Consider the following 21,640-nt stretch of genomic DNA (forward strand, 5'->3'; position numbering starts at 1 on the left):
AAGGATGACGCCCGTCGGCCGGTCGAGCGATCTTGGCCCGCGAGGGCCGGAAAAGTCGGATGAAACCCCCGGGAACACCGGCGCGAACCCACTCGTTGCATAGGATGGAAACACGGCCAGCGACACCCGCCTCGCCAGAGGGCACTGGACGCCGCGACCAGGAGGAAGCATGAGCAACCCCGTCTTCAACAACAGCGCCATCTTCGGCGAGCCGAAGCGCGCGCGCACCGGCCAGGGGGCTGCGGGCACCGTCCAGCAGAACCCCGCGTACGGCACCCCGCCCCAGCAGGCGCAGTACGGCAGCTACGGCGCGCAGACCGCCGACGCCGCGACGCTCGACGCCATGTACAACGCGCCGACCGCTACCACCGCGGACACCAAGCGCCTCACGTACGACGACGTCATCATCAAGACCGGTGGGCTGCTCGCCCTGCTCGTCGTCGTCGCGGCCGGCAGCTGGCAGCTCGTCGACACCATGCCGTTCATCTGGATCGGCGGCGCGATCGTCGGCCTCGTCCTGGGTCTGGTCAACGCGTTCAAGCGGAACCCGAGCCCCGCGCTCATCGTGGCGTACACGATCGCGCAAGGTGCGTTCCTCGGCGGCATCAGCAAGTACTACGACTCCATGGTCATCAACGGCGTCCAGCTCAACGGCGTGGTCCTGCAGGCCGTGCTCGCGACCGTCGTGACCTTCGCCGCGGCGCTGTTCCTCTTCAAGTCCGGCAAGGTGCGGGTCACGCCCAAGTTCACGCGCTGGCTGCTCATCGCGATGGTCGGCTACCTGGCCTTCTCGCTCGTCAACATGGTCCTCATCATGACGGGCGTGCTGGACGGCTGGGGCGCCCGTGGGGGTGGCTGGGGCATCGCGATCGGCCTGATCGCCGTCGGTCTCGCGGCTGCGTCGCTCATCGTCGACTTCGACTCGATCAAGCGTGGCGTCGAGGCGGGCGTGCCCGCCAAGTTCGCCTGGTCGGCCGCGTTCGGGCTCATGGTCACGCTCATCTGGCTGTACCTCGAGTTCCTGCGCCTGTTCGCGATCCTGCAGAGCAGCGACTGACCTTGGCCGACTCCCGGAAGAAGTCCCCGGCACCCGCATCGGAACCCGTTCCGACGCGGGTGCCGGTCTTTGCCGCCGGCCTCGCCCTGGCCGCCTTCACGCTGCTCGTCCTCCAGGTCCCCTACGGTCTCCTGGTCGGTGGCAGCGCCCCCAACGCCGTCGCCTGGGTCACGGTCTCGGCCGTCGTCATCCTGCTCGTGACCCTCACGGCCGGGGCGGTGCTCGCCTGGCTCGGGCACCGCATCTCGCGCGAGTGGGACGACCGCAAGGCGACCACGCTCTTCTTCGCCCTCGGGTTCCTGGGGGTCGGGATCTGGAGCTTCATGGTGCTGGGCTCGCTGCTCGGCGCGGCCACCGGCGACCCGACCACCGCGACGAGCGGGATCGCCCTGGCGTCGGTGCTCTACCTGGCCGTCGCGGGCGGGCTGAGCGCCGCCGTCGGGCGGTACTTCGCACGCGACGCCGCGGACCGTCCGTTGCTCGTCGTGATCCTCGGCGTGAGCGTCGCGTTGTGCGCCGTGCTCGGCGGAATGGCCCTCGGCAGCGCATGATCGGTGCATGAAATTCGCACACCACATCTCTGACCTCGTCGGCGGGACACCCCTGGTCCGGCTCGGATCGGTGACCGACGGCCTCTCCGCGACGATCCTCGCCAAGGTCGAGTACCTCAACCCTGGCGGGTCCGTGAAGGACCGCATCGCGCTCAAGATGATCGAGGCGGCCGAAGCCTCCGGGGAGCTCGCGCCCGGCGGCACGATCGTCGAGCCGACCTCGGGGAACACCGGGGTCGGCCTCGCGCTCGTGGCGCAGCGCAAGGGATACGACTGCGTGTTCGTCTGCCCCGACAAGGTGAGCCAGGACAAGCGCGACGTCCTGACCGCCTACGGCGCACGCGTCGTCGTCACCCCTACCGCCGTGGCTCCCGACCACCCCGACTCCTACTACTCGGTCTCGGACCGTCTCGTCGCCGAGATCCCCGGGGCCTGGAAGCCCAACCAGTACGCCAACCCGAACGGCCCTGCGTCCCACTACGAGAGCACCGGCCCCGAGATCTGGACCGACACCGACGGCCGCGTCACGCACCTCGTCGCCGGGGTCGGGACGGGCGGCACCATCACCGGGACCGGCCGGTACCTCAAGGACGTGTCGGCGTCGCGTCCGGCCGGTGGGCGGGTGCACGTCGTGGGCGCCGACCCCGCCGGGTCCGTCTACTCGGGCGGCGACGGCCGTCCGTACCTCGTCGAGGGCGTGGGCGAGGACTTCTGGCCCGCTGCGTACGACCCGACCGTGCCCGACGAGATCATCGCCGTGAGCGACGCCGACTCGTTCGAGATGACCCGCCGGCTCGCCCGCGAGGAGGGCCTGCTCGTCGGCGGCTCGTGCGGCATGGCTGTCGTCGCGGCGCTGCGACTGGCCCGCCGCCTCCAGGACGAGGACCCCGAGGCCGCGGCGCGCGCCGTGATCGTCGTGATCCTGCCCGACGGCGGACGTGGCTACCTGTCCAAGATCTTCAACGACTCCTGGATGCGGTCCTACGGGTTCCTCGACGCCGAGGAGGGCGTGACCGCGGGCGACATGCTGCGCTCCAAGAGCGGGCAGCTCCCCAGCCTCGTCCACACCCACCCGGGCGAGACCGTGCGCGACGCGATCGAGATCCTGCGGGAGTACGGCGTCTCGCAGATGCCCGTCGTCGGGGCTGAGCCGCCCGTCAAGATCGGCGAGGTCGCCGGGGCCGTGAGCGAGCGGACGCTCCTCGACGCCGTGTTCTCCGGGCGGGCATCTCTCGCCGACCGCGTGGACAAGCACATGGAGCCGCGGTTCCCGCTCATCGGGGCGGGAGAGGGCGTCGCTGCCATCCGGGCCGCGCTGCACGACGCCGACGCGCTGCTCGTGATCGACGACGGCGACCCGGTCGGGGTGCTCACGCGCCACGACCTGCTGGGCTTCCTGGCGCACTGACGCTCCCTCGGGTGCGTCGGTCCGTCGGTCCGCCGGTCCGCCGGTCCGCCGGTCCGCCGGTCCGCCGAGGGTGACGTGCCCGACCGCCGAGGGTGACATCAGATGTCACCCTCGGCGTCGGTGTCGGTCGCCCTCGGCGTTCGAGGGCAGGGCCCACGCCACGAGCCAGCATCCCGCGGCCAGCAGCACCCCGTGCGCGATCCGCCCCGCCGGGGGCATGAAGAACTGCGGCAGGTACAGCACCAGGCCCGCGGCGAGCGGGATCCCCACCCATCGTGGGGCGAGTCCGCCACGCCACGCCGCCACGGCGGCGAGCACCCCGCTCGCCCCCACGAGCAGCAGCCCCGCGCCGAACAGGGTCATCGCGACGGGCTGCGTCCGGACCGCGTCGATCGTCGGCAGGAAGTCGAGGGCGCCCGTCGTGACGGCGCCGCGCGCGATCGCCTGGACACCGAAGATCTCCGCTCCGAAGTAGGGCAGGACGAGCCCGGCGCCGAGCCAGCTCGTGACGACCGCGCCCGACGACGGAGCCCGGCCCCGCGTCCCGTCGAACCGTCCGCGCAGCGCGAGGAACGCGGCCGGGAGCAGCCAGAACCCGGCCGCGCCGCACAGGTGCGCCGCGATCCAGCGTCCCGAGGCGAACGCCGCCGCGAGCTCCGGGGTGGCGACGCCCTCGGGGACCCACGGGCGCAGGAGAGGGAACGCGAGGAAGAGGGCTCCCGCGACCGCGAGCAGGACGGCTCCGGTACGGGGACGGACGAGGCCCAGGTCGGGGTGCGTCCGGTCGATCGACGGTGCGGCCATGGCGGCTCTCCTTCGGTGGGTGCGGCCCGCTCGTCGTCAGGACGAGCGAGGCCTGGGGGTCATGCTGGTTCTGACACGTCGGCGAGGTCCTCGATCCCGGCCACGAGCAGACGGACGAGGACCTCGAAGCTGTGGTCGACGTCGTCGGGCAGGCCGAAGCCGCCCTGGAGCTCGAGCGAGACGAACCCGTGGACCGCGGACCGCACGGCGCGGATCGCGTCGATCGTGCGGTCCTCCGGGAGGTCGAAGCCGCGCAGCACGGCGACGATCACGGCGATCGTCTCGGCGCCCGCGAGCGAGAGCGGGTCGTCGTCGGCGGCGCCGAGGTCGGGCGAGAGCTGGATCGCGGCGTAGCGGCCCGGGTGCTCGCGCGCGAAGTCGCGGACGGCCCGCGCGAGCGCGGACAGCGCGTCCGGGCCCGAGCGCCCGATCGTCGCCGCGGCGGTCGCGCGCGTCAGGTCGTTCACCGCGACGAGCGCGACGGACCGGCGCAGGTCGGCGAGCGAGCCGACGTGCTTGTAGAGGCTCGGGGTCGCGACCCCTGCGGCGGCCGCGACCTTCGCGAGGGTGAGGTCGGCGAACCCTTGTGCTCCGCCGTCGTCCACGACGCGCAGCGCGAGGGCCGTGACGCCCTCGCGGCTCAACCCGGCCCTAGCCACGGGCGTTCCAGCCCTGGGCCTCGTCGCGCAGGCCGGCGAGGAACGCGAGCGTCGCGGGCACGACGACGTCGGGCGCCTGGTGCTGCGGGTAGTGCCCGACCCCGGGGACCAGGTGTCCCTGGGCGCCGACGGCCTCCTGGATCCAGGCGAGCTCCGCGCCCTGGTCGGCGAAGTCGGGGTCGAGCGCACCCAGGAAGGCGACGGCCGGGGCGTGGACCTCGGGGAGGCGCGCCTCGACGGGCGCGTGCGTCAGGGCCAGGGCCAGGTCGCGGAAGCTCCGCAGACGGCCCGGCTCGCGCATCGAGGAACGGATCGCGGCGACGTGCTCGGCATGCCAGGGCGCCTTGCGGCCCTTGGTCAGCGTCGAGTAGAAGCCCGCCCACGCGGCGGCCCCCCACGGACGGGCGAGCGCGACGCGGTAGAGCAGCCTGCTCGCGGCGGTCTTCACGGCCCCCGTGGCGGGGTCTCGCAGGAAGGGGCCGAGGAGGACGAGGCCCGCGACGGCGTCGGGCGCCTCGGCGGCCGCCCACGCAGCGGCGCCGGCCCCCATCGAGTTCCCGACCAGCACGGCCGGACCGCCCAGGTGCTCGACGAGGGCCAGGAGGTCCTGGCCGGTCGCGACGTCGCCGTGCGTGCGGAAGGTCGTGTCGCTGTCGCCGTGCCCGCGCAGGTCCATGACGGCCACGCGGTAGCCGGCCTCGACGAGCGGGGGGACGAGGTCGCGGTAGGTCGAGCGCAGGTCGCCCATGCCGGGGACGGCGACGACGAGAGGGCCGGTGCCGGTCACGGTGTAGGCGAGGCGGCCCTCGGGACGGGGGAGGAGCTCCACGGTTTGGCGAGTGTTCATAGCCCAAAGGCTAATGTCCTTAGCCAGGGGGTGCAAGGGGGACGGAGCACGAGTTCTCGTCACCCTCGGCGGGCGGGTCGGTCAGCCTCGGTGGGCGGCCTCGAAGTGACCCGTCCCGTCCCGCCGCTCCTCGGCCCGCACCACGTGCACCACCGCGTTGATGAGCGCCAGGTGCGTGAACGCCTGCGGGAAGTTCCCCAGGTGCCGCCCCGAGTGCGGGTCGATCTCCTCGGCGTACAGGTTGAGCTCGCTCGCGAAGGAGAGAAGCCGCTCGCACAGCGCCCGCGCCCGGTCGAGCTCCCCGACCTCGACGAGCGCGGACACGAGCCAGAACGAGCAGATCGTGAACGTCCCCTCCTCGCCCGAGAGCCCGTCGTCGGTCTCGTCGGTGCGATAGCGCAGCACGAGGCCGTTGACCGTGAGCTCGTGCGCGATCGCGTCGACCGTCGCGGCGACGCGCGGGTCGTCGGCGGGCAGGAACCGCAGGAGCGGCACGAGCAGGAGCGAGGCGTCGAGTGCGTCGGAGCCGTAGCGCTGCACGAAGACGCCCCGGGAGTCGACGCCGTGCTCCAGCACGTCGGCACGGATCTCGTCGGCGATCTTCTGCCACTGGTCGGCGTAGTCCTGCGCGTCGTACATGCGGGCCAGGCGGGCACCGCGGTCGAGCGCGACCCAGCACATGACCTTCGACGACGTGAAGTGCTGGGGTTCCCCGCGGACCTCCCACAGGCCGCGGTCGGGCTCGTGCCAGTGCCTCGCGGCCTCCTCGACCTGCGCCTTGAGGACGGGCCACAGGGACTCGGGGAGCTGTTCGCGGGACCGGGCGTGCAGGTACACCGAGTCGAGGACGGCGCCCCACATGTCGTGCTGCTTCTGGTCGTACGCGGCGTTGCCGATGCGCACGGGTCGGGCGCCCTCGTACCCCGACAGGTGGTCGAGCGTGCTCTCCTCGAGCCGGTCCTCGCCGCCGACGCCGTACATGATCTGCAGCTCGCGGTCGTCACGGCACACGTCGTGCACGAACGCGAAGAAGTCGTTCGCCTCGCGGTCGAGGCCCAGCGTGTACAGGCCCCACAGGGCGAACGTCGAGTCGCGCACCCACGCGTACCGGTAGTCCCAGTTGCGCTCGCCGTGCGGGGTCTCGGGCAGCGAGGTGGTCGCGGCGGCGAGCAGCGCTCCCGTGGGGGCGTAGGTCAGGCCCTTGAGGGTGAGGGCGCTGCGCTGGAGGTACGAGCGCCACGGGTGGTCGGGGAAGACGCCCTGGGTGATCCAGTCGCGCCAGTACTGCTCGGTGCGTCCCATGGCGTCGGCGGCGTCGGGCCACGTGGTGGGCGCGGGGCGGTCGGACCACGACAGCGCGACGAACGCCTTGTCGCCCGCGGCCATGCGCGTGCGCCCCTGCGCGCGGCGGTCCTCGACGCCGAGGCGCAGGCTGCTGCTCAGGCGCAGGTCGGGCGTCGAGGCGTGCGCGACGCGCGTCACGAGGCTCTGGTACGTCTGCCCGTCGTACTCCCACCGCGCGGCCTCGCGCCCGTAGTCGGGCAGCGGCTCGCACACGACCTCGACGTCGACCGTCCCGTTGACGCACAGGATCGTGCGCAGCAGCATGTGCTCGGCGTCGAAGTCCGTGGGGGTGCGGCGGTGCGTCTGGGAGCGCTCGTCGACGTTGTGCCACGGCCCCATGAGCATCGCGTCGCGCACCACGAGCCAGCCCGTGGGTGTCTGCCACGTGGTCTCGAGCACGAGCGTGCCGGGGATGTAGCGCCGCGCCACGGGCACGCGCGCCCCGTACGGCCCGACGCGGAACGAGCCCGCACCACGGTCGAGGACGGCCGCGAAGATGCTGGGCGAGTCGGGCCGCGGGACGCACATCCACTCGATCGCGCCGCTCGGCGCGACGAGCGCGTTGCACTCGCAGTCCGACAGGAACGCGTACTCCGCGATCCCGGGGAACGCCGAGCGCCTGCCCGTGGGGACCTGCGCCCCGCCCGCGTGCGTCACGGGTGCGTCGAGGTCGGTCGTGTCGACGGGGCGGGCGGTGTCGGCCTCGTCGTCGAAGGAGTCCATCCGTCCAGCGTGCGCCCGCGCGCTGCGGTTGTCAGGCGGGGCCGGCCGCACGGCTCGCGCTTAGGCTTGTCCCCGACCCCCGACACTCCACCGAGAGGTAGCACCATGAGCACGCAGCTCCCCACCGCGTCCGGCTCGTTCGGCGACAAGCCGGTCCTGACGTTCCCCGAGGGCGGCGCTCCCGCCGGCCTCCAGGTCCAGGTCCTCGAGGAGGGCAGCGGCCCGGTCGTGATGGCTGGCCGCACGATCGTCGTGCACTACCTGGGCCAGGTCTGGGACGGCGGCATCTTCGACACGTCGTACGACCGCGGCGAGACGATCAGCTTCCCCATCGGGACCGGTGCGGTCATCGGTGGCTGGGACAAGGGCCTCGTGGGCCAGAACGTCGGCTCGCGCATCCTGCTCTCGGTCCCGCCGGAGCACGGCTACGGCATGCGCGGCGTCCCGCAGGCGGGCATCGGCGGCACGGACACGCTGGTCTTCGTGGTGGACGTCGTCGGGGTCGAGTGACCTCGATCCCTCGCGCCTGACGGGCCGGGGCCCTGGGTTCTCAGCGGGCGACGCTGCGCGTCACCGTGAACCTCGGGTCCCGGCCCTCCTGCGTCGTGGGCCCGACCGCGCGCTCGAGCGCGGGCCGGTAGCGCAGGTGCGAGTTGTACACGGTCCACAGCTCGCCGCCGGGCCGCAGCACGCGGCCCGCGGCCGCGAACATGCGGAGCGCCGCGTCGGTGCTCAGGGCGGCGCCCTGGTGGAAGGGCGGGTTGCACAGCACGACGTCGGCGCTGCGGTCCGCGAGCGAGGACCCGACGTCGTCGCGCACCGCCCGGACCCGCTCACCCACACCGGCCGCGATCGCCGTGGCTCGGGCCGAGCGGACCGCCGCCTCGGACTGGTCGGTCGCGACGACCACGGCGTCCGGGCGCGCCCGGGCGAAGGACGCGGCGAGGATGCCCGTGCCGCAGCCCAGGTCCACGGCCTCGCGCGCCCCCGGCGGGACCCGGTCCAGGAACCCCAGCAGGAAGCGCGTCCCGAGGTCGAGGCTCGCACCTGCGAACGCCGCACCGTACGCGACGACGTCGAGGTCCAGCTCGGTCAGGTGCTCCGTGACCGGGTAGGTGAGGTGGACGCCGGGGCGGGGACCGCGGGCCACGAGCACGCGGGACTTCTGCCGCGCCAGGCTCGCCCGCACGTCCGTGAAGGACTCCGCCAGGACGTCGTTCATGGCCGTCGTCATGTGCTTGATCCGGCCCCCCGCGAGCAGGACCACGTCACGGTCCGCGAAGCGCGCGACGTGCTCCGCGACGTCCCGCAGCGCCGCGAGCGAGCGCGGGAGCTGGAGCAGCACGACGCGCGCGCCGCGCAGCAGGTCCTCTCCCAGCGGCAGGTGCGTGAACGTGGCGTCCAGCCCCTGGAAGGCACGGCGTGCGGCCTCCCGGGCGTTCCGGTCGAGCGCGACCTCGCCCGTGACGGCGTCCTGGTGCACACGGACGCCCGTCAGGCCATGTGCCACCGCGGCGCCCAGCGTCAGCGCCCCGAACCGGTCGTCGATCACGACGACCTCGCCCGGCCCGGCGGACGCGAGGGCGCTCGCGCCCTCGTCGAGCAGCAGGCGGTCGGTCGCGTCGACCGCGACGAGCGTCGGGTCGGGGTCACGCGTGGCGCCGTCGGTGCGGTGCTCGGGGCCGGGCTGCGCGTCGGACGAGAAGCGTTCGAGCCCGGCGAGCAGGACGTCCCTGGCGGCGAGCGAAGGGTCGGCCGACGCGTCGGTGTGGGCGGCGTCGTCGGGCAGGGAGGCGTCGCTGGGGAGAGGGGGCACGGGACAAGTCTGCCCTGCGCGCGGGCCCGGGTGGGGGCCCGAGGTCACCGCAGGTGGGTGGCCGCCGCCTCACGGACGGCGGCGGCCACCCGGTCGAGCGTGGGGGAGTGCAGGCGCCACTGCTGCCAGTACTGCGGGACGGTCAGGCTCGCGGCGTCGTCGAACCCGACGAGACGCCCGGCGACCTCGGCGTCGTGGCTCTGGAGGTCGGGCAGCATGCCCCAGCCCATACCGAGCTCGACCGCGCGCAGGAACTCGTGCGAGGCCGGGACGTGGTGTCGGGGGCCTCCCGGGCGGCGACCCAGGTACCGGTCCTGGAGGTCGTCCTTGCGGTCGAAGACGAGCACGGGCGCGACGGCGAGGGCAGCCGTCGTGGGGCCGTCCGGGAACCACCGTTCGACGAACGCGGGGCTCGCCGTCGGGCGGTAGCGCATGCGGCCGAGGGGGGTCGAACGGCAGCCCGGCACGGCGGTCGGGACCGACGTGATCGCCGCGACGGCCGTCCCGTCGCGCAGCAGGTCGATCGAGTGGTCCTGGTCCTCGCGCAGGATCTCCAGCCGCGCCCACGCGGACGCCTCGGCGAGCACGGGCAGCGCCCACGTCGTCAGGGCGTCGCCCGTGATGACCAGCGTGAGCTCGGGGGTGCTGCCCGAGGTCAGGTCGAGCTCGGCCAGGACCTCGGCGTGCTGGAGCGCGAGGTGGCGCGCGTGCCGGACGAGCACCTCACCGGGCGCGGTGAGCGTCGCGGGCCGGCCCCGACGGACGAGCACCTGGCCCACGGCCGTCTCGAGCGTGCGCATGCGCTGGCTGACCGCCGAAGGGGTCACGCCGAGGTGCTGAGCGGCGGCATCGAAGGTGCCCGTGGTCGCGATCGCGTCGAGCGCGCGGAGCTGGTCAGGCTGGAGGTCCACCATGAGCAGATCTTAAGGTTCGACAGAAACATTCGCTGTACTGAACGCCAGGCCGTGCCTACCGTGGAGGGCGTGCTCTCCTTCGCTCCTCTTCTCGCCGGCCTCGGCACCGGACTGTCCCTCATCGTCGCGATCGGCTCGCAGAACGCGTTCGTGCTGCGCCAGGGCCTGCGCCGCGAGCACGTCCTGCCCGTGGTGCTGGTGTGCGCGCTCTCCGACCTCGTGCTCATCGCGGCCGGGGTCGCGGGCCTGGGGGTGCTGGTCTCGCGCGCCCCCGTGCTGCTCGCGGTCGTGCGCTGGGGCGGGGCCCTGTTCCTGCTGGTCCTGGCGGTGCAGGCGGCCCGGCGCGCGGTGCGCCCCGCGACCCTCGAAGCGGCCGAGGGGGGCTTGCGGATGTCGGCGGGCGCCGCCGTCGGGACAGCCCTCGCCCTGACCTGGCTCAACCCGCACGTCTACCTCGACACGGTCCTGCTGCTCGGCTCGGTCGCGGCCGGGTACGGCCACGACGGGCGCTGGGTCTTCGGCGTCGGGGCGGGGATCGCGAGCATCGTGTGGTTCACGGCGCTCGGCTTCGGGGCGCGCGTGCTCGCACCCGTCTTCGCGCGACCCGTCGCGTGGCGCGTGCTCGACGGCGTGATCGCGCTCGTCATGGCCGTCCTCGCGGTGATGCTCGTGGTCGGGTGACGCGAGGTCGGCGCCGCCTCTGGCACGCTGGGCCCGTGGACGAACAGACCGACGTGACCCCGGCCCGCGTGACCGTCACCTACTGCACCCAGTGCAACTGGATGCTGCGTGCCGCCTGGCTCGCGCAGGAGCTCCTGACGACCTTCGGCACGAGGCTGACCGAGGTCGCCCTGGTGCCCGGCACGGGCGGGATCTTCCAGGTCCACGTGGGCGACGAGCTCGTGTGGGACCGCAAGGAGAAGAAGGGCTTCCCCGAGGTGCCGGTCCTCAAGCGGATCGTGCGTGACCACGTGGCCCCCGGACTCTCGCTCGGTCACACCGACCGTGTCGGTGGCGCCTCCTAGCGTCGGCTGCGCGGGCGGCTTCGTCGGACGAGCTCTCGCGGGGTGCCCGGGCGCCACGGTGCGCCAGGGGAGCGCCGAGACGCCAGGTGGCCCGGCGGTTGCGTGGCGCCCCACCGGGCGCCACGCGGCGTCACTCGGCCGACGGCGCCTTCTGCTCGGCCTGCTCGGCCTCGCGGTTCGCACGGGCGACCTTCTTGGCCTTCTTGAGGTCGCGCGCCTTGATGCGCTCTTCCTCGGCGCGGACCTCTGCCTGGATCTCGCGCTCGCGCACGAGCCACGCCGGCGGGTCCTCGCGCAGCTCGTTGATCTGCTCGGTGGTCAGCGCTTCCTCGACGCCGCCGCGGGCGAGGCCCGCGATCGAGACGTTGAGGCGGCCGGCCACGACGGGGCGCGGGTGGGGACCGTTGCGGCGCAGGTCGACGAGCCACTCGGGCGGGTTGGTCTCGAGCTCCTCGAGCCGGCCGCGCGTGATGGTCCCCTCCTGGAACTCCGGGGGAGTGGCGGGAAGGTACACCCCGAGCTTCTTCGCCGCGGTCGCGGGCTTCATGGTCTGGGAGGAGTGCGGGGTGCTCATGGTCCCAGGGTATCGGTCCCGGCCCCGTTTCCTTGTCCTGGGGCGGCTAGGGTTGTGGGGTGGAAGAGACTGCGCGCAGCGCCGAGCACGACGCCGACCGACCGGCCGAGGACGTCACCGACGCGCAGGTCCCCGGGTTCCGCCTCGCGTACGTCCCGGGCGTGACGCCCTCGAAGTGGGTGCGGACGTGGATCGACCGGGTCCCGGGCGTGCGCCTGGAGGCGCTGGCCGTCCCCGCTTCGCAGGTGGAGGCCCTCCTGCACGACGGCGGAGCGGACGTCGCGATACTGCGTCGCCCCGTGCGCAGCGAGGGGCTGAGCCACATCGCGATGTACACCGAGGTGCCGGTCGTCGTGATCCCGCGCGACCACGTGTTCGCGGCCCTCGAGAGTGACGAAGCGCTCACCGTGGCGGACCTCGCGGACGAGGTCGTGCTGCACCCGCTCGACGACGTGCTGGGCTGGGCCGAGGCCGCCTCGGTCGCTGCCGGCTCGTCGAGCGCCCAGGCGTCCGGCGACCCGACGCCTCCCGTCCTGCCCGGCAAGCCGGCACTGGAGCGCCCCGCGACGACGGCCGACGCGATCGAGCTCGTCGCGGCGGGGATCGGGCTGCTCGTGGTGCCGCAGTCCCTCGCCCGCCTGCACCACCGCAAGGACCTGACGTACCGGACCCTCGACGGGGGGCCCGAGGCGCCGGTCGCGCTCGGCTGGGTGACCGAGGAGAAGTCGGACCTCGTCGAGGAGTTCATCGGGATCGTGCGCGGCCGCACGGCCAACAGCTCGCGCGGCGTCGCGGGCTCCACCCCGCCCACGCCCGAGGCGAGCAAGAAGGGGGACGGGCGCTCGTCGTCGGGCGCCAAGAGCGGCGCGGGTGGGGCGGCCGGCAAGGGCTCGAAGGGGGCCAAGACCGCGAGCGCGGCGCGCAGCGGCGCGAAGCAGGCACCCAAGGGCGGCAAGAAGTCCGGCAAGTCGGTCGCGAAGCGGCTCGGCAAGTCGCAGTCGATGAAGGGCCGCAAGAAGGGGCGCTAGTTCCTTCACTCTTGACTTATATAAGCCACAGGTGAAAGATTGACGGATGGAAGCGTTCGACGTCCTCGGCGACCCCGTCCGGCGACGGATCCTCGAGCTGCTGTCCGGCGGCGAGACGTCCGCCGGAGACCTCGCAGCCGTGATCCGGGACGAGTTCGGGATCAGCCAGCCCGCAGTCTCCCAGCACCTGAAGGTCCTGCGCGAGAACGGCTTCGCGACCGTCCAGGCAGCCGGCACCCGCAGGCTCTACGCCCTGGACCCCGGCGCGCTCGACGAGGTCGACGACTGGCTCGACGACCTCCGGCGGTTCTGGGACCAGCGCCTCGACGCGCTGGGCACCGAGCTCGCCCGCGGGCGCCGCACCCGCCGTCGGGCCGTCTCGTCCCCGGACGTTTCCCGCACCGCCCCGGCCGCAGACCCGCGACCGGTCCCCGCGAAGGAGGCCACGAGATGACGTTCGACCTGAGCTCCGAGATCGACAAGGCGCGCCGCGCCGTCGGCGGGCGCGACGACGCCCGCGTCGTGCTGCTGAGCCGCACCTACGACGCCCCGGTCGAGGACGTCTGGGACGCGTGCACCGACGCCGAGCGCATCGCCCGCTGGTTCCTGCCCGTGACCGGCGAGCTGCGCCTGGGCGGGCGCTACCAGCTCCAGGGCAACGCGGGCGGCGAGGTGCGCGAGTGCGAACCGCCGCGCCGGTTCCTCGTGACCTGGGGCATGAGCGAGGACGACCGGAGCACGGTCGAGCTCCGCCTGGCGCCCGCCGACGGCGGGGCCACCGAGCTCACGCTCGAGCACGTCGCGGTCGTGCCGCCCGAGTTCTGGGACCAGTTCGGCCCGGGGGCCGTCGGCGTCGGCTGGGACCTCGCGCTCGTCGGGCTCGCCGCGCACGTCGCGGGCGTCGACCTGGGCGACCCGGCCACGCTCGAGACGAGCCCTGAGATGCGTGCGCTCCAGACCGCCAGCGCCCAGCTCTGGCGCGGCGCGCACGAGGCGTCGGGCGCGGACCCGTCGGCGGCCGAGGCTGCCGCCGCCGCGACCACCGCGTTCTACGTCCCGCCGCTCGACGAGGACGCGACACCCTGACCCGCGCTGGGCGTGACCTCGGGCGGGCGCCTCAGCGCCCGCCCGTGACGAACACGTCGAACAGCTCCGGATGGTGCGCGTGCACCAGCACCGCGAACACGATCGCGTCGAACAGCAGGTGCACGCACACCACGTACGTGAGCGACTTGGTGCGCGCGAAGATCCAGCCCTGGACCAGCGCGAACGGGATCGTCAGGAGCGGCCCCCAGCTGCGGTAGCCCAGCTCCCACAGGAACGACACGAACACGGCGGCCTGCAGGAGGTTCGCAGGCCACAGCGCGAAGTGGCGGCGCAGCAGCGCGAACACGACGCACACGAAGAACAGCTCGTCCCAGATCCCCACGGCGTTGACGCCCACGAACAGTCGCGCGATCTCCTGCGGCGTCTCGATCGCGGGCCAGTTCTGGTACGAGCCGGACCCGATGAAGTACGCGGGCAGGATCAGGTAGCCCGCGACGAGCACGACCAGCAGGTACACGATCTGGGTGCGGTTCCAGCGCCTGCCCGTGCGGACCGGGAACCGGATCGCGTCGTCGCGATAGACGTAGCGGGACACGGCCCACGGCACCAGGACCGCGAGCGAGAGCACGACGGCGAAGCGCGCGATCCCGGCGTCGCTCAGGTCCGCCGCGAGCGGGATGGTGCTGATGATGCCCATGCCGAGCGCGATCAGCAGCAGGTCGCGCCCGAGCCGCCGGTCGACCAGGAGCCCCAGCAGGACACCGCCAACGAGCGGCACGTACCCGAGCGGTCGGACGTGCACCGCGAACAGCAGGACCGCCGAACCGCACACCAGCGCCGCGGCCAGCAGGCGCAGGGTGGTCGTGCGGGCGGGCGCGCGGGGGGCGTCGGGCGTCGCGGCGGTGCGGGCGTCGGTCACGCGCCCCACCCTGCCACGGGGACGGACGTGAAGGCGGGGTGTGGGCCGCGAGGGGGACGCCGGGAGGTGTCCGGGTCCGACCGCGGTCTGATGTTCATCGGCCGTTCACCTCCGTACCATTCCGGGGTGAAGTCCCCCAGATCGTCCCTGCTCCTGGCCCTGCTCTGGCTGCTCGCGGCCGCCGTCGTCGTGCCGGCCCTGCTGCTCCTGCGCGGGCCCAGCACCGAGCTCTACCTCGCCGTGACGGCCCGGACCGCGGACCTTCCCGGGGTCGAGCTGGTCGCCGAGGCCGGCGTGATCGTGCTCGCGCTGCTGTGGCTGCTCGCGGCCTGGCAGGCGCGCGGGGCGGGGCTCGTCGCGGTCGCGACGGCGCTCGTCGGAGGCGCCGGGACCGTGGTCGCGTACGCGACGTCCGAGGTCGCCAAGACGATCGTCCAGCAGCCCCGCGGGTGCTGGGACCTCATCGAGATCGCGCACTGTCCTGCCGCGGGGGACTGGTCGTTCCCGAGCAACCACACGACCATCGCGTTCGCGCTCGCGACGTCCGTGGTGCTCACGGCGCTCGCCACGGGCCGCCCGCGGGACTCGCTCGGCACGACGACGGCGCTCCGGTTCCGGCGCGCCCGTCGCCTCCCGCCGTACCGCGTCATGGTCGTCGCGCCCGCGATCCTCGCGGTCGTCACGGGGGCGGCGCGCCTCGTGCAGGGGGTCCACTTCCCGCACGACGTCGTCGCCGGTGCGACGGTCGGGGTGTGCGTCGTCGTGGCGCTCGTCCTGGCGCTGCGCGGGCCGGCTGCCGCAGGGCTGGCGGTGCTGTGCCGCAACGAGGCCCTGGGCCGGTTGCTGCTCGCGCCGGAGGTGCGGGCAGGGGCGGACGAGCGGGCCCTGGCCCACCGCTGAGGGGGACGCGCCCCGAAGGGGGCGCAGGCACCTGCCGAGGGCGTCACCCTCGGCGGACTCGCGTCGCCGCGGAGTGCCCGGACGTGCCCGGGCGCTGCGCGAGCAGGCAGTTTGTTCGAGTTGCTGACATTTGTGCGCATCGCTACTTTGTCACCCGCGGCGCCAGCCGTTCACAAGGATTGTTCAACGATGAGCAAAATGGGGGCTCACATGTTTGGCAAGAGAACTGTCTCCGGCATGCGCCGTGGAGCCGCGATGATCGCGGCCGGGCTCGTGGGCGCGGTCGTCGCGACCGCAGCCGCCGTGCCGGCGAGCGCCGTCGCGCTGTCCGCCGCAGCACCGCTCACGGTCGCCACCGCAGCGCCCGCGAACCCGTGCGCCGCGACGTGGAGCGAGACCAGCGCGTACCAGGGCGGGGCCACGGTCTCCCACCACGGCCGCAACTTCACGGCGAAGTGGTGGACGCAGCGCGAGAACCCCGGTGCCACGACCGTCTGGGCGGACAAGGGTGCCTGTCAGGGGGGAACGTCCGACTTCGTGATCAGCGAGGCCGAGTTCGACGCGATCTTCCCGAAGCGCAACGCGTTCTACACCTACCAGGGCCTCGTCGACGCCCTGGCGGCGTACCCGAGGTTCGCCAACACGGGCACCGAGACGACCCGGACCCAGGAGGCGGCGGCGTTCCTGACCCACGCCGACTTCGAGTCGGTCGGCCTGCGGTACGTCAAGGAGATCAACGAGGCGAACTACTGGATCAAGTGCGACTACTCGCAGCCGTTCGGCTGCCCGGCCGGGCAGAAGGCCTACTACGGCCGTGGTCCGATCATGTTCAGCTGGAACTTCAACTACAAGGCGGCCGGTGACGCGCTCGGCATCGACCTGCTCAACAACCCGTGGCTCGTCGAGCAGGACCCGTCGATCGCCTGGCAGACGGCCCTCTGGTACTGGAACACGCAGAACGGTCCGGGCGTCATGACGTCGCACGAGGCGATGATCGGTGGCGCAGGGTTCGGCCAGACGATCAACTCGCTCAACGGGGCGCTCGAGTGCGACGGCGGCAACCCGGCGTCGGTCCAGAGCCGGGTCGACCGCTATCAGAAGATCACGGCGATCCTGGGCGTCGCGCCGGGCTCGGGCCTGACGTGCTGACCCGCTGACCCGCTGACCCGCTGACGGGGGCCTCGCGCCTCGTCTGCGGAGCGCCGACCCGCCGAGAAGTGAGTAGGTGCCCCTGATCCGGCCGGATCAGGGGCACCTACTCACTTCTCGGCGGGGCCGCTCAGCCTGGCGGGGCCGCTCAGGCCAGCGTCACGCCGCGTCGGGGAACGGGATGCCCGTCGTCGCGTGGCAGCGGTACCCGTGGGGGTTCTTGTCGAGGTACTGCTGGTGGTAGTCCTCGGCGTAGTAGAACGTGCGGCCCTCGGCCGGCGCGACCTCGGTGGTGATGGGGTCGAGCCCGCGTGCGGTCAGGACCTTCTGGTACCGCTCCTCGGTCTCGCGGACCGCGGCCTCCTGCTCGGGCGTCGTCCAGTAGACCGCCGAGCGGTACTGGGTGCCGACGTCGTTGCCCTGCCGGTAGCCCTGCGTGGGGTCGTGGCGTTCCCAGAAGATCTTGAGCAGCTCCTCCTCGCTCACGACGGACGGGTCGTACGCGACGAGCGCGGTCTCGGTGTGCCCGGTCCGCGCGGTGCAGACCTCCTCGTACGTGGGGTTGGGGGTGGTGCCGCCCATGTAGCCGACGGCGGTCGAGATCACTCCCGGCACCTGCCAGAAGATCTCCTCGGCCCCCCAGAAACAGCCCATCGCGAGGTACAGCACGCGGGTCCCCTCGGGCCAGGGCCCGGTGATCGACGTCCCGAGCACGGTGTGCGGGCGGGCGGTGGGGAGCACGGGCTGGTCCCGCCCGGCGAGCGCCTTCTCGGGCGCGACCATCTGGGTCTTCATCGAGGACCCGAACAACGACTCGAACATCTTTACCTCCACCTGTAGCCGACACCTGGGCAACACCTCGCCGTCGTCGCCTGTTCCCCGGGCTCCCCAGGAACCGTCCCCTCCCGACGGTCCGCGCGAAATGTCCACATCCGCTCTGCGAGAACCGTCGTGTTCCGCAGGAACGCGCGGCCCGTGGGCACGTAGGCTCACAGGATGAGCAGCGCGAGCACTCCCTCCCACCCTGACTGGTCGAGCACCGGCTTCGCGACCCGCGCCATTCACGCGGGACAGGACCCGGACGCGACGACGGGGGCCGTCGTGCCCCCGATCTACCAGGTCTCCACCTACAAGCAGGACGGCGTCGGCGGTCTGCGCGGGGGGTACGAGTACTCCCGGTCCGCGAACCCCACCCGTACCGCCCTCGAGGAGGCGCTCGGCGCCGTCGAGACGCCCGCGGGCGCCGAGCCGGCGCGCGGGTTCGCGTTCTCCTCGGGCCTCGCGGCGGAGGACACGCTGCTGCGGGCGACGCTGCGCCCGGGCGACCACGTCCTGGTGCCCGACGACGCGTACGGCGGCACGTACCGCCTGGTCGCACGGGTCTTCGGTCCGTGGGGCATCGAGCACACGGCCGTGGACCTGACGGACCTCGACGCAGTGCGGGCCGCGGTCCAGCCCGGCCGCACGAAGGTCCTGTGGGTCGAGACGCCCACCAACCCGCTGCTGGGCGTGAGCGACATCGCCGCCCTCGCGCAGGTCGCGCACGAGCACGGCGCGACGCTCGTGGTCGACAACACGTTCGCGACGCCCTACCTCCAGCAGCCGATCGGCCTGGGCGCCGACGTCGTCGTGCACTCGACGACCAAGTACATCGGCGGGCACAGCGACGTCGTCGGGGGAGCGCTCGTCGTGGCCGACGGCGCCGAGCTCCCGGGGGACCTCGTGTCACCTGCGGGGACGCGGGGCCTGGCCGACGCCGTCGGGTTCCACCAGAACTCCTCGGGCGCGGTCGCCGGGCCGTTCGACGCGTGGCTCACGCTGCGCGGTCTCAAGACGCTCGCGGTGCGCATGGACCGGCACTCTGCCAACGCGGCCGCGGTCGCGGAGTTCCTCGCGTCGCACCCCGCGGTGACGGAGGTCGTCTACCCCGGCCTCGCGTCGCACCCCGGGCACGAGCTCGCCACGCGGCAGATGCGGGGCTTCGGGGGCATGGTGTCCTTCCGCGTGGGGAGCGAGGAGAAGGCGCTCGCGGTCTGCGCCCGGACCCAGGTCTTCACGCTCGCGGAGTCCCTCGGCGGGGTCGAGTCGTTGATCGAGCACCCGGGGCGCATGACGCACGCGTCGGTCGCGGGCTCGGCGCTCGAGGTACCTGACGACCTGGTGCGGCTGTCGGTCGGCATCGAGGACGCGGCGGACCTGATCGCGGACCTCACGCGGGCTCTCGCGTGAGCGCGGCTGCGCGCAAGGGCCGCGCCGCGGGCGTACCTGCCGACGCCCCGCGCCCGACGACGTCGCCCACCTCGGCAGGAGCGGTCGCCACCGCCGGGGCCGGGAAGGCCGCGGTCGGCGCAGGCCTGCGTGATGGCACGCCGCACGGTGCCGCTGCGGTGCCGCCGTCGATCCAGACCGCAGCGGCCTGGTCGTGGCGCCTGCTCCTGATCGGGGCGCTCGTCACGGCGAGCCTGTACGTCACGGGGCTGTTCAAGGTCATCGTCGTTCCGGTCGCGATCGCGCTGCTGCTCACGGTCCTGCTCACGCCGGTGCGTCGGTTCCTGGAGAAGCACCTGCGGTTCTCGCGCGGGCTGTCGTCGATCTCGGCGCTGCTCGGGCTCCTCCTGGTCGTCGGCGGCCTCGTCACCGTCGCGGGCAGCACGATCGTGAGCGGGATCTCGGAGCTCCGGGAGCAGGCGATCGACGGCTTCAACGAGTTCATGGACTGGCTGCAGGCGGGGCCGTTCGGGATCGGCGTGGAGCAGGTCGACGGCTACCTCAAGGAGCTCGAGAAGTTCATCAGCTCGAGCCAGGACAGCATCGTGTCCGGGGCGCTGGGCGCGGCGACGACCGTGGGCCACGTGGCCGCGGGCGCCGTGATCGCGCTGTTCTGCACGTTCTTCTTCCTGCTCGACGGCCGGACGATCTGGTCCTGGTGCGTGGGCCTGTTCCCGGCGCGTTCGCGTGACACGATCCACCAGGCGGGGCGTCGCGGCATCGTCACGCTGTCCGCCTACACGCGCACCCAGATCCTCGTGGCCCTCGTCGACGCGGTCGGTATCGGTGTCGGTGCGGCGTTCTTCGTGCCGTCGCTCGCGCTGCCCCTGGGCATCCTGGTGTTCGTGGGCTCGTTCATCCCGATCGTGGGTGCCGTCGTCACGGGCGCGGTCGCGGTGCTCGTCGTGCTCGTCGCGAACGGGTGGGTCGCGGCGCTCATCATGCTGGGCATCGTGCTCGCGGTCCAGCAGATCGAGAGCCACGCGCTCCAGCCGTTCCTGATGGGACACGCGGTCTCGCTGCACCCCGTCGCGGTGCTGCTCGTGGTCGCGGCCGGCGGGTTCGCCGCCGGGATCGTCGGCGCCCTGTTCGCGGTGCCGCTCGCCGCCCTGATCAACACCGTGGTCCTGTACCTCAACGGGCACGACAAGTTCCCCGACCTCGGCACCGACGACACCCTCGTGATACGCGGCAAGCCCGTGCTGCCGGTCATGGTCCGGCGTGCCGAGGACGACCTCGCCGACGACGAGAAGGTGGACGATCTCGCCGACGACGAGAAGGTGCCCGCCTCGGCGCGCACCACCGGGCGCAGGGCCACGCGCCGTGGGGGAGCGCCGTCGTCGGGCAGCGCGGCGAGCACGGGCGAGGACGCGTGACCCTCCCTCAGCCCGCCGTGACGCTCGACAGCATCCGGGACGCCGCCCGCATGCTCGACGGCGTCGCGTACCGCACCCCTGTCCAGACCAGCCGCGCGATCAGCCAGGTCGCGGGTGTGCCCGTGGTGCTCAAGTGCGAGAACCTCCAGCGCGCAGGGTCGTTCAAGATCCGCGGGGCGTACATCCGCATGGCCCGGCTCTCGGCCGAGGAGAAGGCGCGGGGCGTCGTCGCGGCGAGCGCCGGGAACCACGCGCAGGGCGTCGCGTTCGCGGCGGGGCTGCTCGGTATCCAGGCCGTCGTCTACATGCCGGTCGACGCCGCGCTGCCCAAGGTCGCCGCCACGCGCGAGTACGGGGCCGAGGTGCGCCTGGTGGGTGTCGACGTCGACGAGACCCTCGCGGCCGCGAAGGCCGAGGCCGAGCGCACGGGCGCGGTGTTCATCCACCCGTTCGACCACCCCGACGTGGTCGCGGGCCAGGGCACCATCGCGCTCGAGATCCTCGAGCAGGTGCCCGACGTCCGCACCGTCGTCATGCCGCTCGGCGGTGGCGGGCTGGTCGCGGGGGTCGCGGCGGCCCTGGCCGAGGTCGCGCCGCACGTCAAGGTCGTGGGGGTCCAGGCCGCGCGTGCGGCCGCGTACCCGGGCTCGCTCGCCGCAGGAGTCCCGACGACGTCGCTCGCCCGCTCGACCATGGCCGACGGCATCGCGGTGGGCACCCCGGGCCCCGTACCGTTCTCGATCGTGTCCCAGCTGGGCGCCGAGGTACGGACCGTGACCGAGGACGAGCTGTCCCGTGCGCTGCTGATGATCACCGAGCGGGCCAAGCTCGTCGTCGAGCCTGCGGGGGCAGCGGGCGTCGCGGCGCTGCTCGCGGACCCGAGCGGGCTCGACGGGCCGGTGGTCGCGATCCTGTCCGGGGGGAACATCGACCCCCTGGTCCTGCTGCGCGTGCTGCGCCACGGGCTCGCGGCCGCGGGGCGGTACATGCAGATGCAGGTCCTGCTCGACGACCGCCCCGGGGCGCTGGCCCAGATGCTCGACGTGATCGCCGGCGTCGGCGGCTCGATCATGCACATCGACCACGACCGCACCGACGTGCACCTGGCGATCGGGGAGGCGTGGGTGCGCATGCAGGTCGAGACCAAGGGCCAGGAGCACTGCGAGGCGCTCGTCGCGCAGCTGCGGGGTGCCGGGTACCGGGTCCTGACGGGCTGACGGGCTGCCGCTCG

At 73.0% G+C, this 21,640-nt stretch carries 23 protein-coding genes; 14 read left to right on the forward strand and 9 right to left on the reverse strand.

Annotated elements, in window-relative coordinates; all coding sequences use genetic code 11:
- Positions 1-169 precede the first annotated feature (169 nt).
- Genes ACZDYF_RS01640 through ACZDYF_RS01650 form a run of 3 tightly spaced genes read left to right on the forward strand, consistent with a single transcriptional unit; the run spans position 170 to position 3,016 of the window.
- Positions 170-1,057 (forward strand): Bax inhibitor-1/YccA family protein, encoded by an 888-nt coding sequence (locus ACZDYF_RS01640; protein WP_475052368.1) that lies wholly within the window; start codon positions 170-172, stop codon positions 1,055-1,057.
- 59 nt (positions 1,058-1,116) lie between these two features.
- Positions 1,117-1,608, forward strand: a complete 492-nt coding sequence (locus tag ACZDYF_RS01645) for a hypothetical protein (RefSeq protein WP_204809730.1) — start codon at positions 1,117-1,119, stop codon at positions 1,606-1,608.
- A 7-nt stretch (positions 1,609-1,615) separates the two neighbouring features.
- Positions 1,616-3,016 carry a cystathionine beta-synthase gene (locus ACZDYF_RS01650; protein WP_191790955.1) on the forward strand — a complete coding sequence of 467 codons (1,401 nt, stop codon included), beginning with the start codon at positions 1,616-1,618 and terminating at the stop codon, positions 3,014-3,016.
- A 105-nt stretch (positions 3,017-3,121) separates the two neighbouring features.
- On the opposite strand, the gene ACZDYF_RS01655 is transcribed toward ACZDYF_RS01650, so the two are convergent.
- The 4 genes from ACZDYF_RS01655 to ACZDYF_RS01670 form a co-directional block, all read right to left on the reverse strand.
- Positions 3,122-3,820: a hypothetical protein gene (locus tag ACZDYF_RS01655; RefSeq protein WP_475052373.1), complete on the reverse strand. Its 699-nt coding sequence runs from the start codon at positions 3,818-3,820 to the stop codon at positions 3,122-3,124.
- Positions 3,821-3,879: 59 nt separating this feature from the next.
- Positions 3,880-4,479 carry a TetR/AcrR family transcriptional regulator gene (locus tag ACZDYF_RS01660; RefSeq protein WP_204809728.1) on the reverse strand — a complete coding sequence of 200 codons (600 nt, stop codon included), beginning with the start codon at positions 4,477-4,479 and terminating at the stop codon, positions 3,880-3,882.
- The gene (locus ACZDYF_RS01665; RefSeq protein WP_475052382.1) at positions 4,472-5,326 is read right to left on the reverse strand and encodes an alpha/beta fold hydrolase; all 855 of its coding nucleotides are present in this window, start codon (positions 5,324-5,326) and stop codon (positions 4,472-4,474) included. The genes ACZDYF_RS01660 and ACZDYF_RS01665 overlap by 8 nt, the downstream gene beginning before the upstream one ends.
- A gap of 81 nt (positions 5,327-5,407) precedes the next feature.
- Positions 5,408-7,393, reverse strand: coding sequence for a glycoside hydrolase family 15 protein (locus ACZDYF_RS01670; protein WP_475052386.1), 1,986 nt, complete (start codon positions 7,391-7,393; stop codon positions 5,408-5,410).
- Between the two features lie 105 nt (positions 7,394-7,498).
- On the opposite strand from ACZDYF_RS01670, the gene ACZDYF_RS01675 reads away from it, so the two are divergent.
- The gene (locus tag ACZDYF_RS01675; protein WP_191790950.1) at positions 7,499-7,903 is read left to right on the forward strand and encodes an FKBP-type peptidyl-prolyl cis-trans isomerase; all 405 of its coding nucleotides are present in this window, start codon (positions 7,499-7,501) and stop codon (positions 7,901-7,903) included.
- 40 nt (positions 7,904-7,943) lie between these two features.
- On the opposite strand, the gene ACZDYF_RS01680 is transcribed toward ACZDYF_RS01675, so the two are convergent.
- Positions 7,944-9,119: a class I SAM-dependent methyltransferase gene (locus ACZDYF_RS01680; RefSeq protein ID WP_475053168.1), complete on the reverse strand. Its 1,176-nt coding sequence runs from the start codon at positions 9,117-9,119 to the stop codon at positions 7,944-7,946.
- Positions 9,120-9,253: 134 nt separating this feature from the next.
- Positions 9,254-10,123: a LysR family transcriptional regulator ArgP gene (locus ACZDYF_RS01685; RefSeq protein ID WP_475052393.1), complete on the reverse strand. Its 870-nt coding sequence runs from the start codon at positions 10,121-10,123 to the stop codon at positions 9,254-9,256.
- Between the two features lie 69 nt (positions 10,124-10,192).
- Here ACZDYF_RS01685 and ACZDYF_RS01690 point away from each other — a divergent pair, with 69 nt between their 5' ends.
- Entirely contained in the window at positions 10,193-10,804 is a 612-nt protein-coding gene (locus tag ACZDYF_RS01690) for a LysE/ArgO family amino acid transporter (RefSeq protein WP_204809724.1), read from the forward strand.
- A 35-nt stretch (positions 10,805-10,839) separates the two neighbouring features.
- Positions 10,840-11,148, forward strand: coding sequence for an Rdx family protein (locus tag ACZDYF_RS01695; RefSeq protein WP_475052399.1), 309 nt, complete (start codon positions 10,840-10,842; stop codon positions 11,146-11,148).
- Positions 11,149-11,278: 130 nt separating this feature from the next.
- On the opposite strand, the gene ACZDYF_RS01700 is transcribed toward ACZDYF_RS01695, so the two are convergent.
- The gene (locus ACZDYF_RS01700; RefSeq protein ID WP_204809723.1) at positions 11,279-11,722 is read right to left on the reverse strand and encodes a DUF5997 family protein; all 444 of its coding nucleotides are present in this window, start codon (positions 11,720-11,722) and stop codon (positions 11,279-11,281) included.
- 59 nt (positions 11,723-11,781) lie between these two features.
- Between ACZDYF_RS01700 and ACZDYF_RS01705 the strand changes: the two genes are divergently transcribed.
- The 3 genes from ACZDYF_RS01705 to ACZDYF_RS01715 are packed head-to-tail and all read left to right on the forward strand — an operon-like array spanning position 11,782 to position 13,836.
- Positions 11,782-12,750: a LysR substrate-binding domain-containing protein gene (locus tag ACZDYF_RS01705; RefSeq protein ID WP_475052404.1), complete on the forward strand. Its 969-nt coding sequence runs from the start codon at positions 11,782-11,784 to the stop codon at positions 12,748-12,750.
- 46 nt (positions 12,751-12,796) lie between these two features.
- Positions 12,797-13,204 (forward strand): ArsR/SmtB family transcription factor, encoded by a 408-nt coding sequence (locus ACZDYF_RS01710; RefSeq protein WP_475052408.1) that lies wholly within the window; start codon positions 12,797-12,799, stop codon positions 13,202-13,204.
- On the forward strand, positions 13,201-13,836 hold the full coding sequence (locus ACZDYF_RS01715; RefSeq protein ID WP_475052412.1) for an SRPBCC family protein: 636 nt from the start codon (positions 13,201-13,203) through the stop codon (positions 13,834-13,836). Before ACZDYF_RS01710 ends, ACZDYF_RS01715 begins: the two co-directional genes overlap by 4 nt.
- 31 nt (positions 13,837-13,867) lie before the next feature.
- Here ACZDYF_RS01715 and ACZDYF_RS01720 read toward each other — a convergent pair whose 3' ends face one another.
- Positions 13,868-14,653, reverse strand: a complete 786-nt coding sequence (locus ACZDYF_RS01720) for a CPBP family intramembrane glutamic endopeptidase (RefSeq protein WP_225227146.1) — start codon at positions 14,651-14,653, stop codon at positions 13,868-13,870.
- A 189-nt stretch (positions 14,654-14,842) separates the two neighbouring features.
- Here ACZDYF_RS01720 and ACZDYF_RS01725 point away from each other — a divergent pair, with 189 nt between their 5' ends.
- Both ACZDYF_RS01725 and ACZDYF_RS01730 read left to right on the forward strand, forming a co-directional pair.
- Positions 14,843-15,616: a phosphatase PAP2 family protein gene (locus ACZDYF_RS01725; RefSeq protein WP_475052415.1), complete on the forward strand. Its 774-nt coding sequence runs from the start codon at positions 14,843-14,845 to the stop codon at positions 15,614-15,616.
- Between the two features lie 237 nt (positions 15,617-15,853).
- On the forward strand, positions 15,854-16,765 hold the full coding sequence (locus ACZDYF_RS01730; RefSeq protein WP_475052419.1) for a glycoside hydrolase family 19 protein: 912 nt from the start codon (positions 15,854-15,856) through the stop codon (positions 16,763-16,765).
- A 159-nt stretch (positions 16,766-16,924) separates the two neighbouring features.
- On the opposite strand, the gene msrA is transcribed toward ACZDYF_RS01730, so the two are convergent.
- The gene (gene msrA / locus ACZDYF_RS01735; protein WP_475052422.1) at positions 16,925-17,587 is read right to left on the reverse strand and encodes a peptide-methionine (S)-S-oxide reductase MsrA; all 663 of its coding nucleotides are present in this window, start codon (positions 17,585-17,587) and stop codon (positions 16,925-16,927) included.
- Between the two features lie 174 nt (positions 17,588-17,761).
- Here msrA and ACZDYF_RS01740 point away from each other — a divergent pair, with 174 nt between their 5' ends.
- From ACZDYF_RS01740 to ilvA, 3 genes are read left to right on the forward strand one after another with little or no spacing between them, the layout of a single operon-like run.
- On the forward strand, positions 17,762-18,994 hold the full coding sequence (locus ACZDYF_RS01740) for a cystathionine gamma-synthase (protein ID WP_204809718.1): 1,233 nt from the start codon (positions 17,762-17,764) through the stop codon (positions 18,992-18,994).
- Positions 18,991-20,409 carry an AI-2E family transporter gene (locus ACZDYF_RS01745; RefSeq protein ID WP_475052426.1) on the forward strand — a complete coding sequence of 473 codons (1,419 nt, stop codon included), beginning with the start codon at positions 18,991-18,993 and terminating at the stop codon, positions 20,407-20,409. Before ACZDYF_RS01740 ends, ACZDYF_RS01745 begins: the two co-directional genes overlap by 4 nt.
- Before the next feature lie 50 nt (positions 20,410-20,459).
- A complete protein-coding gene (ilvA, locus tag ACZDYF_RS01750) occupies positions 20,460-21,626 on the forward strand; it encodes a threonine ammonia-lyase (RefSeq protein ID WP_475053174.1) in 1,167 nt (388 codons plus the stop codon).
- The last annotated feature ends 14 nt before the right edge of the window (positions 21,627-21,640 follow it).

The organism is Oerskovia sp. PE-21s (assembly GCF_056158145.1).

Excerpts from the sequence above, each read along its gene's own strand:
- ACZDYF_RS01640 (WP_475052368.1), top strand. The coding sequence starts at position 170 with ATGAGCAACCCCGTCTTCAACAACAGCGCCATCTTCGGCGAGCCGAAG.
- ACZDYF_RS01650 (WP_191790955.1), top strand. The coding sequence starts at position 1,616 with ATGAAATTCGCACACCACATCTCTGACCTCGTCGGCGGGACACCCCTG.
- ACZDYF_RS01655 (WP_475052373.1), bottom strand. The coding sequence starts at position 3,820 with ATGGCCGCACCGTCGATCGACCGGACGCACCCCGACCTGGGCCTCGTC.
- ACZDYF_RS01665 (WP_475052382.1), bottom strand. The coding sequence starts at position 5,326 with ATGAACACTCGCCAAACCGTGGAGCTCCTCCCCCGTCCCGAGGGCCGC.
- ACZDYF_RS01670 (WP_475052386.1), bottom strand. The coding sequence starts at position 7,393 with ATGGACTCCTTCGACGACGAGGCCGACACCGCCCGCCCCGTCGACACG.
- ACZDYF_RS01675 (WP_191790950.1), top strand. The coding sequence starts at position 7,499 with ATGAGCACGCAGCTCCCCACCGCGTCCGGCTCGTTCGGCGACAAGCCG.
- ACZDYF_RS01685 (WP_475052393.1), bottom strand. The coding sequence starts at position 10,123 with ATGGTGGACCTCCAGCCTGACCAGCTCCGCGCGCTCGACGCGATCGCG.
- ACZDYF_RS01700 (WP_204809723.1), bottom strand. The coding sequence starts at position 11,722 with ATGAGCACCCCGCACTCCTCCCAGACCATGAAGCCCGCGACCGCGGCG.
- ACZDYF_RS01710 (WP_475052408.1), top strand. The coding sequence starts at position 12,797 with ATGGAAGCGTTCGACGTCCTCGGCGACCCCGTCCGGCGACGGATCCTC.
- ACZDYF_RS01715 (WP_475052412.1), top strand. The coding sequence starts at position 13,201 with ATGACGTTCGACCTGAGCTCCGAGATCGACAAGGCGCGCCGCGCCGTC.
- ACZDYF_RS01730 (WP_475052419.1), top strand. The coding sequence starts at position 15,854 with ATGCGCCGTGGAGCCGCGATGATCGCGGCCGGGCTCGTGGGCGCGGTC.
- msrA (WP_475052422.1), bottom strand. The coding sequence starts at position 17,587 with ATGTTCGAGTCGTTGTTCGGGTCCTCGATGAAGACCCAGATGGTCGCG.
- ACZDYF_RS01740 (WP_204809718.1), top strand. The coding sequence starts at position 17,762 with ATGAGCAGCGCGAGCACTCCCTCCCACCCTGACTGGTCGAGCACCGGC.
- ilvA (WP_475053174.1), top strand. The coding sequence starts at position 20,460 with ATGCTCGACGGCGTCGCGTACCGCACCCCTGTCCAGACCAGCCGCGCG.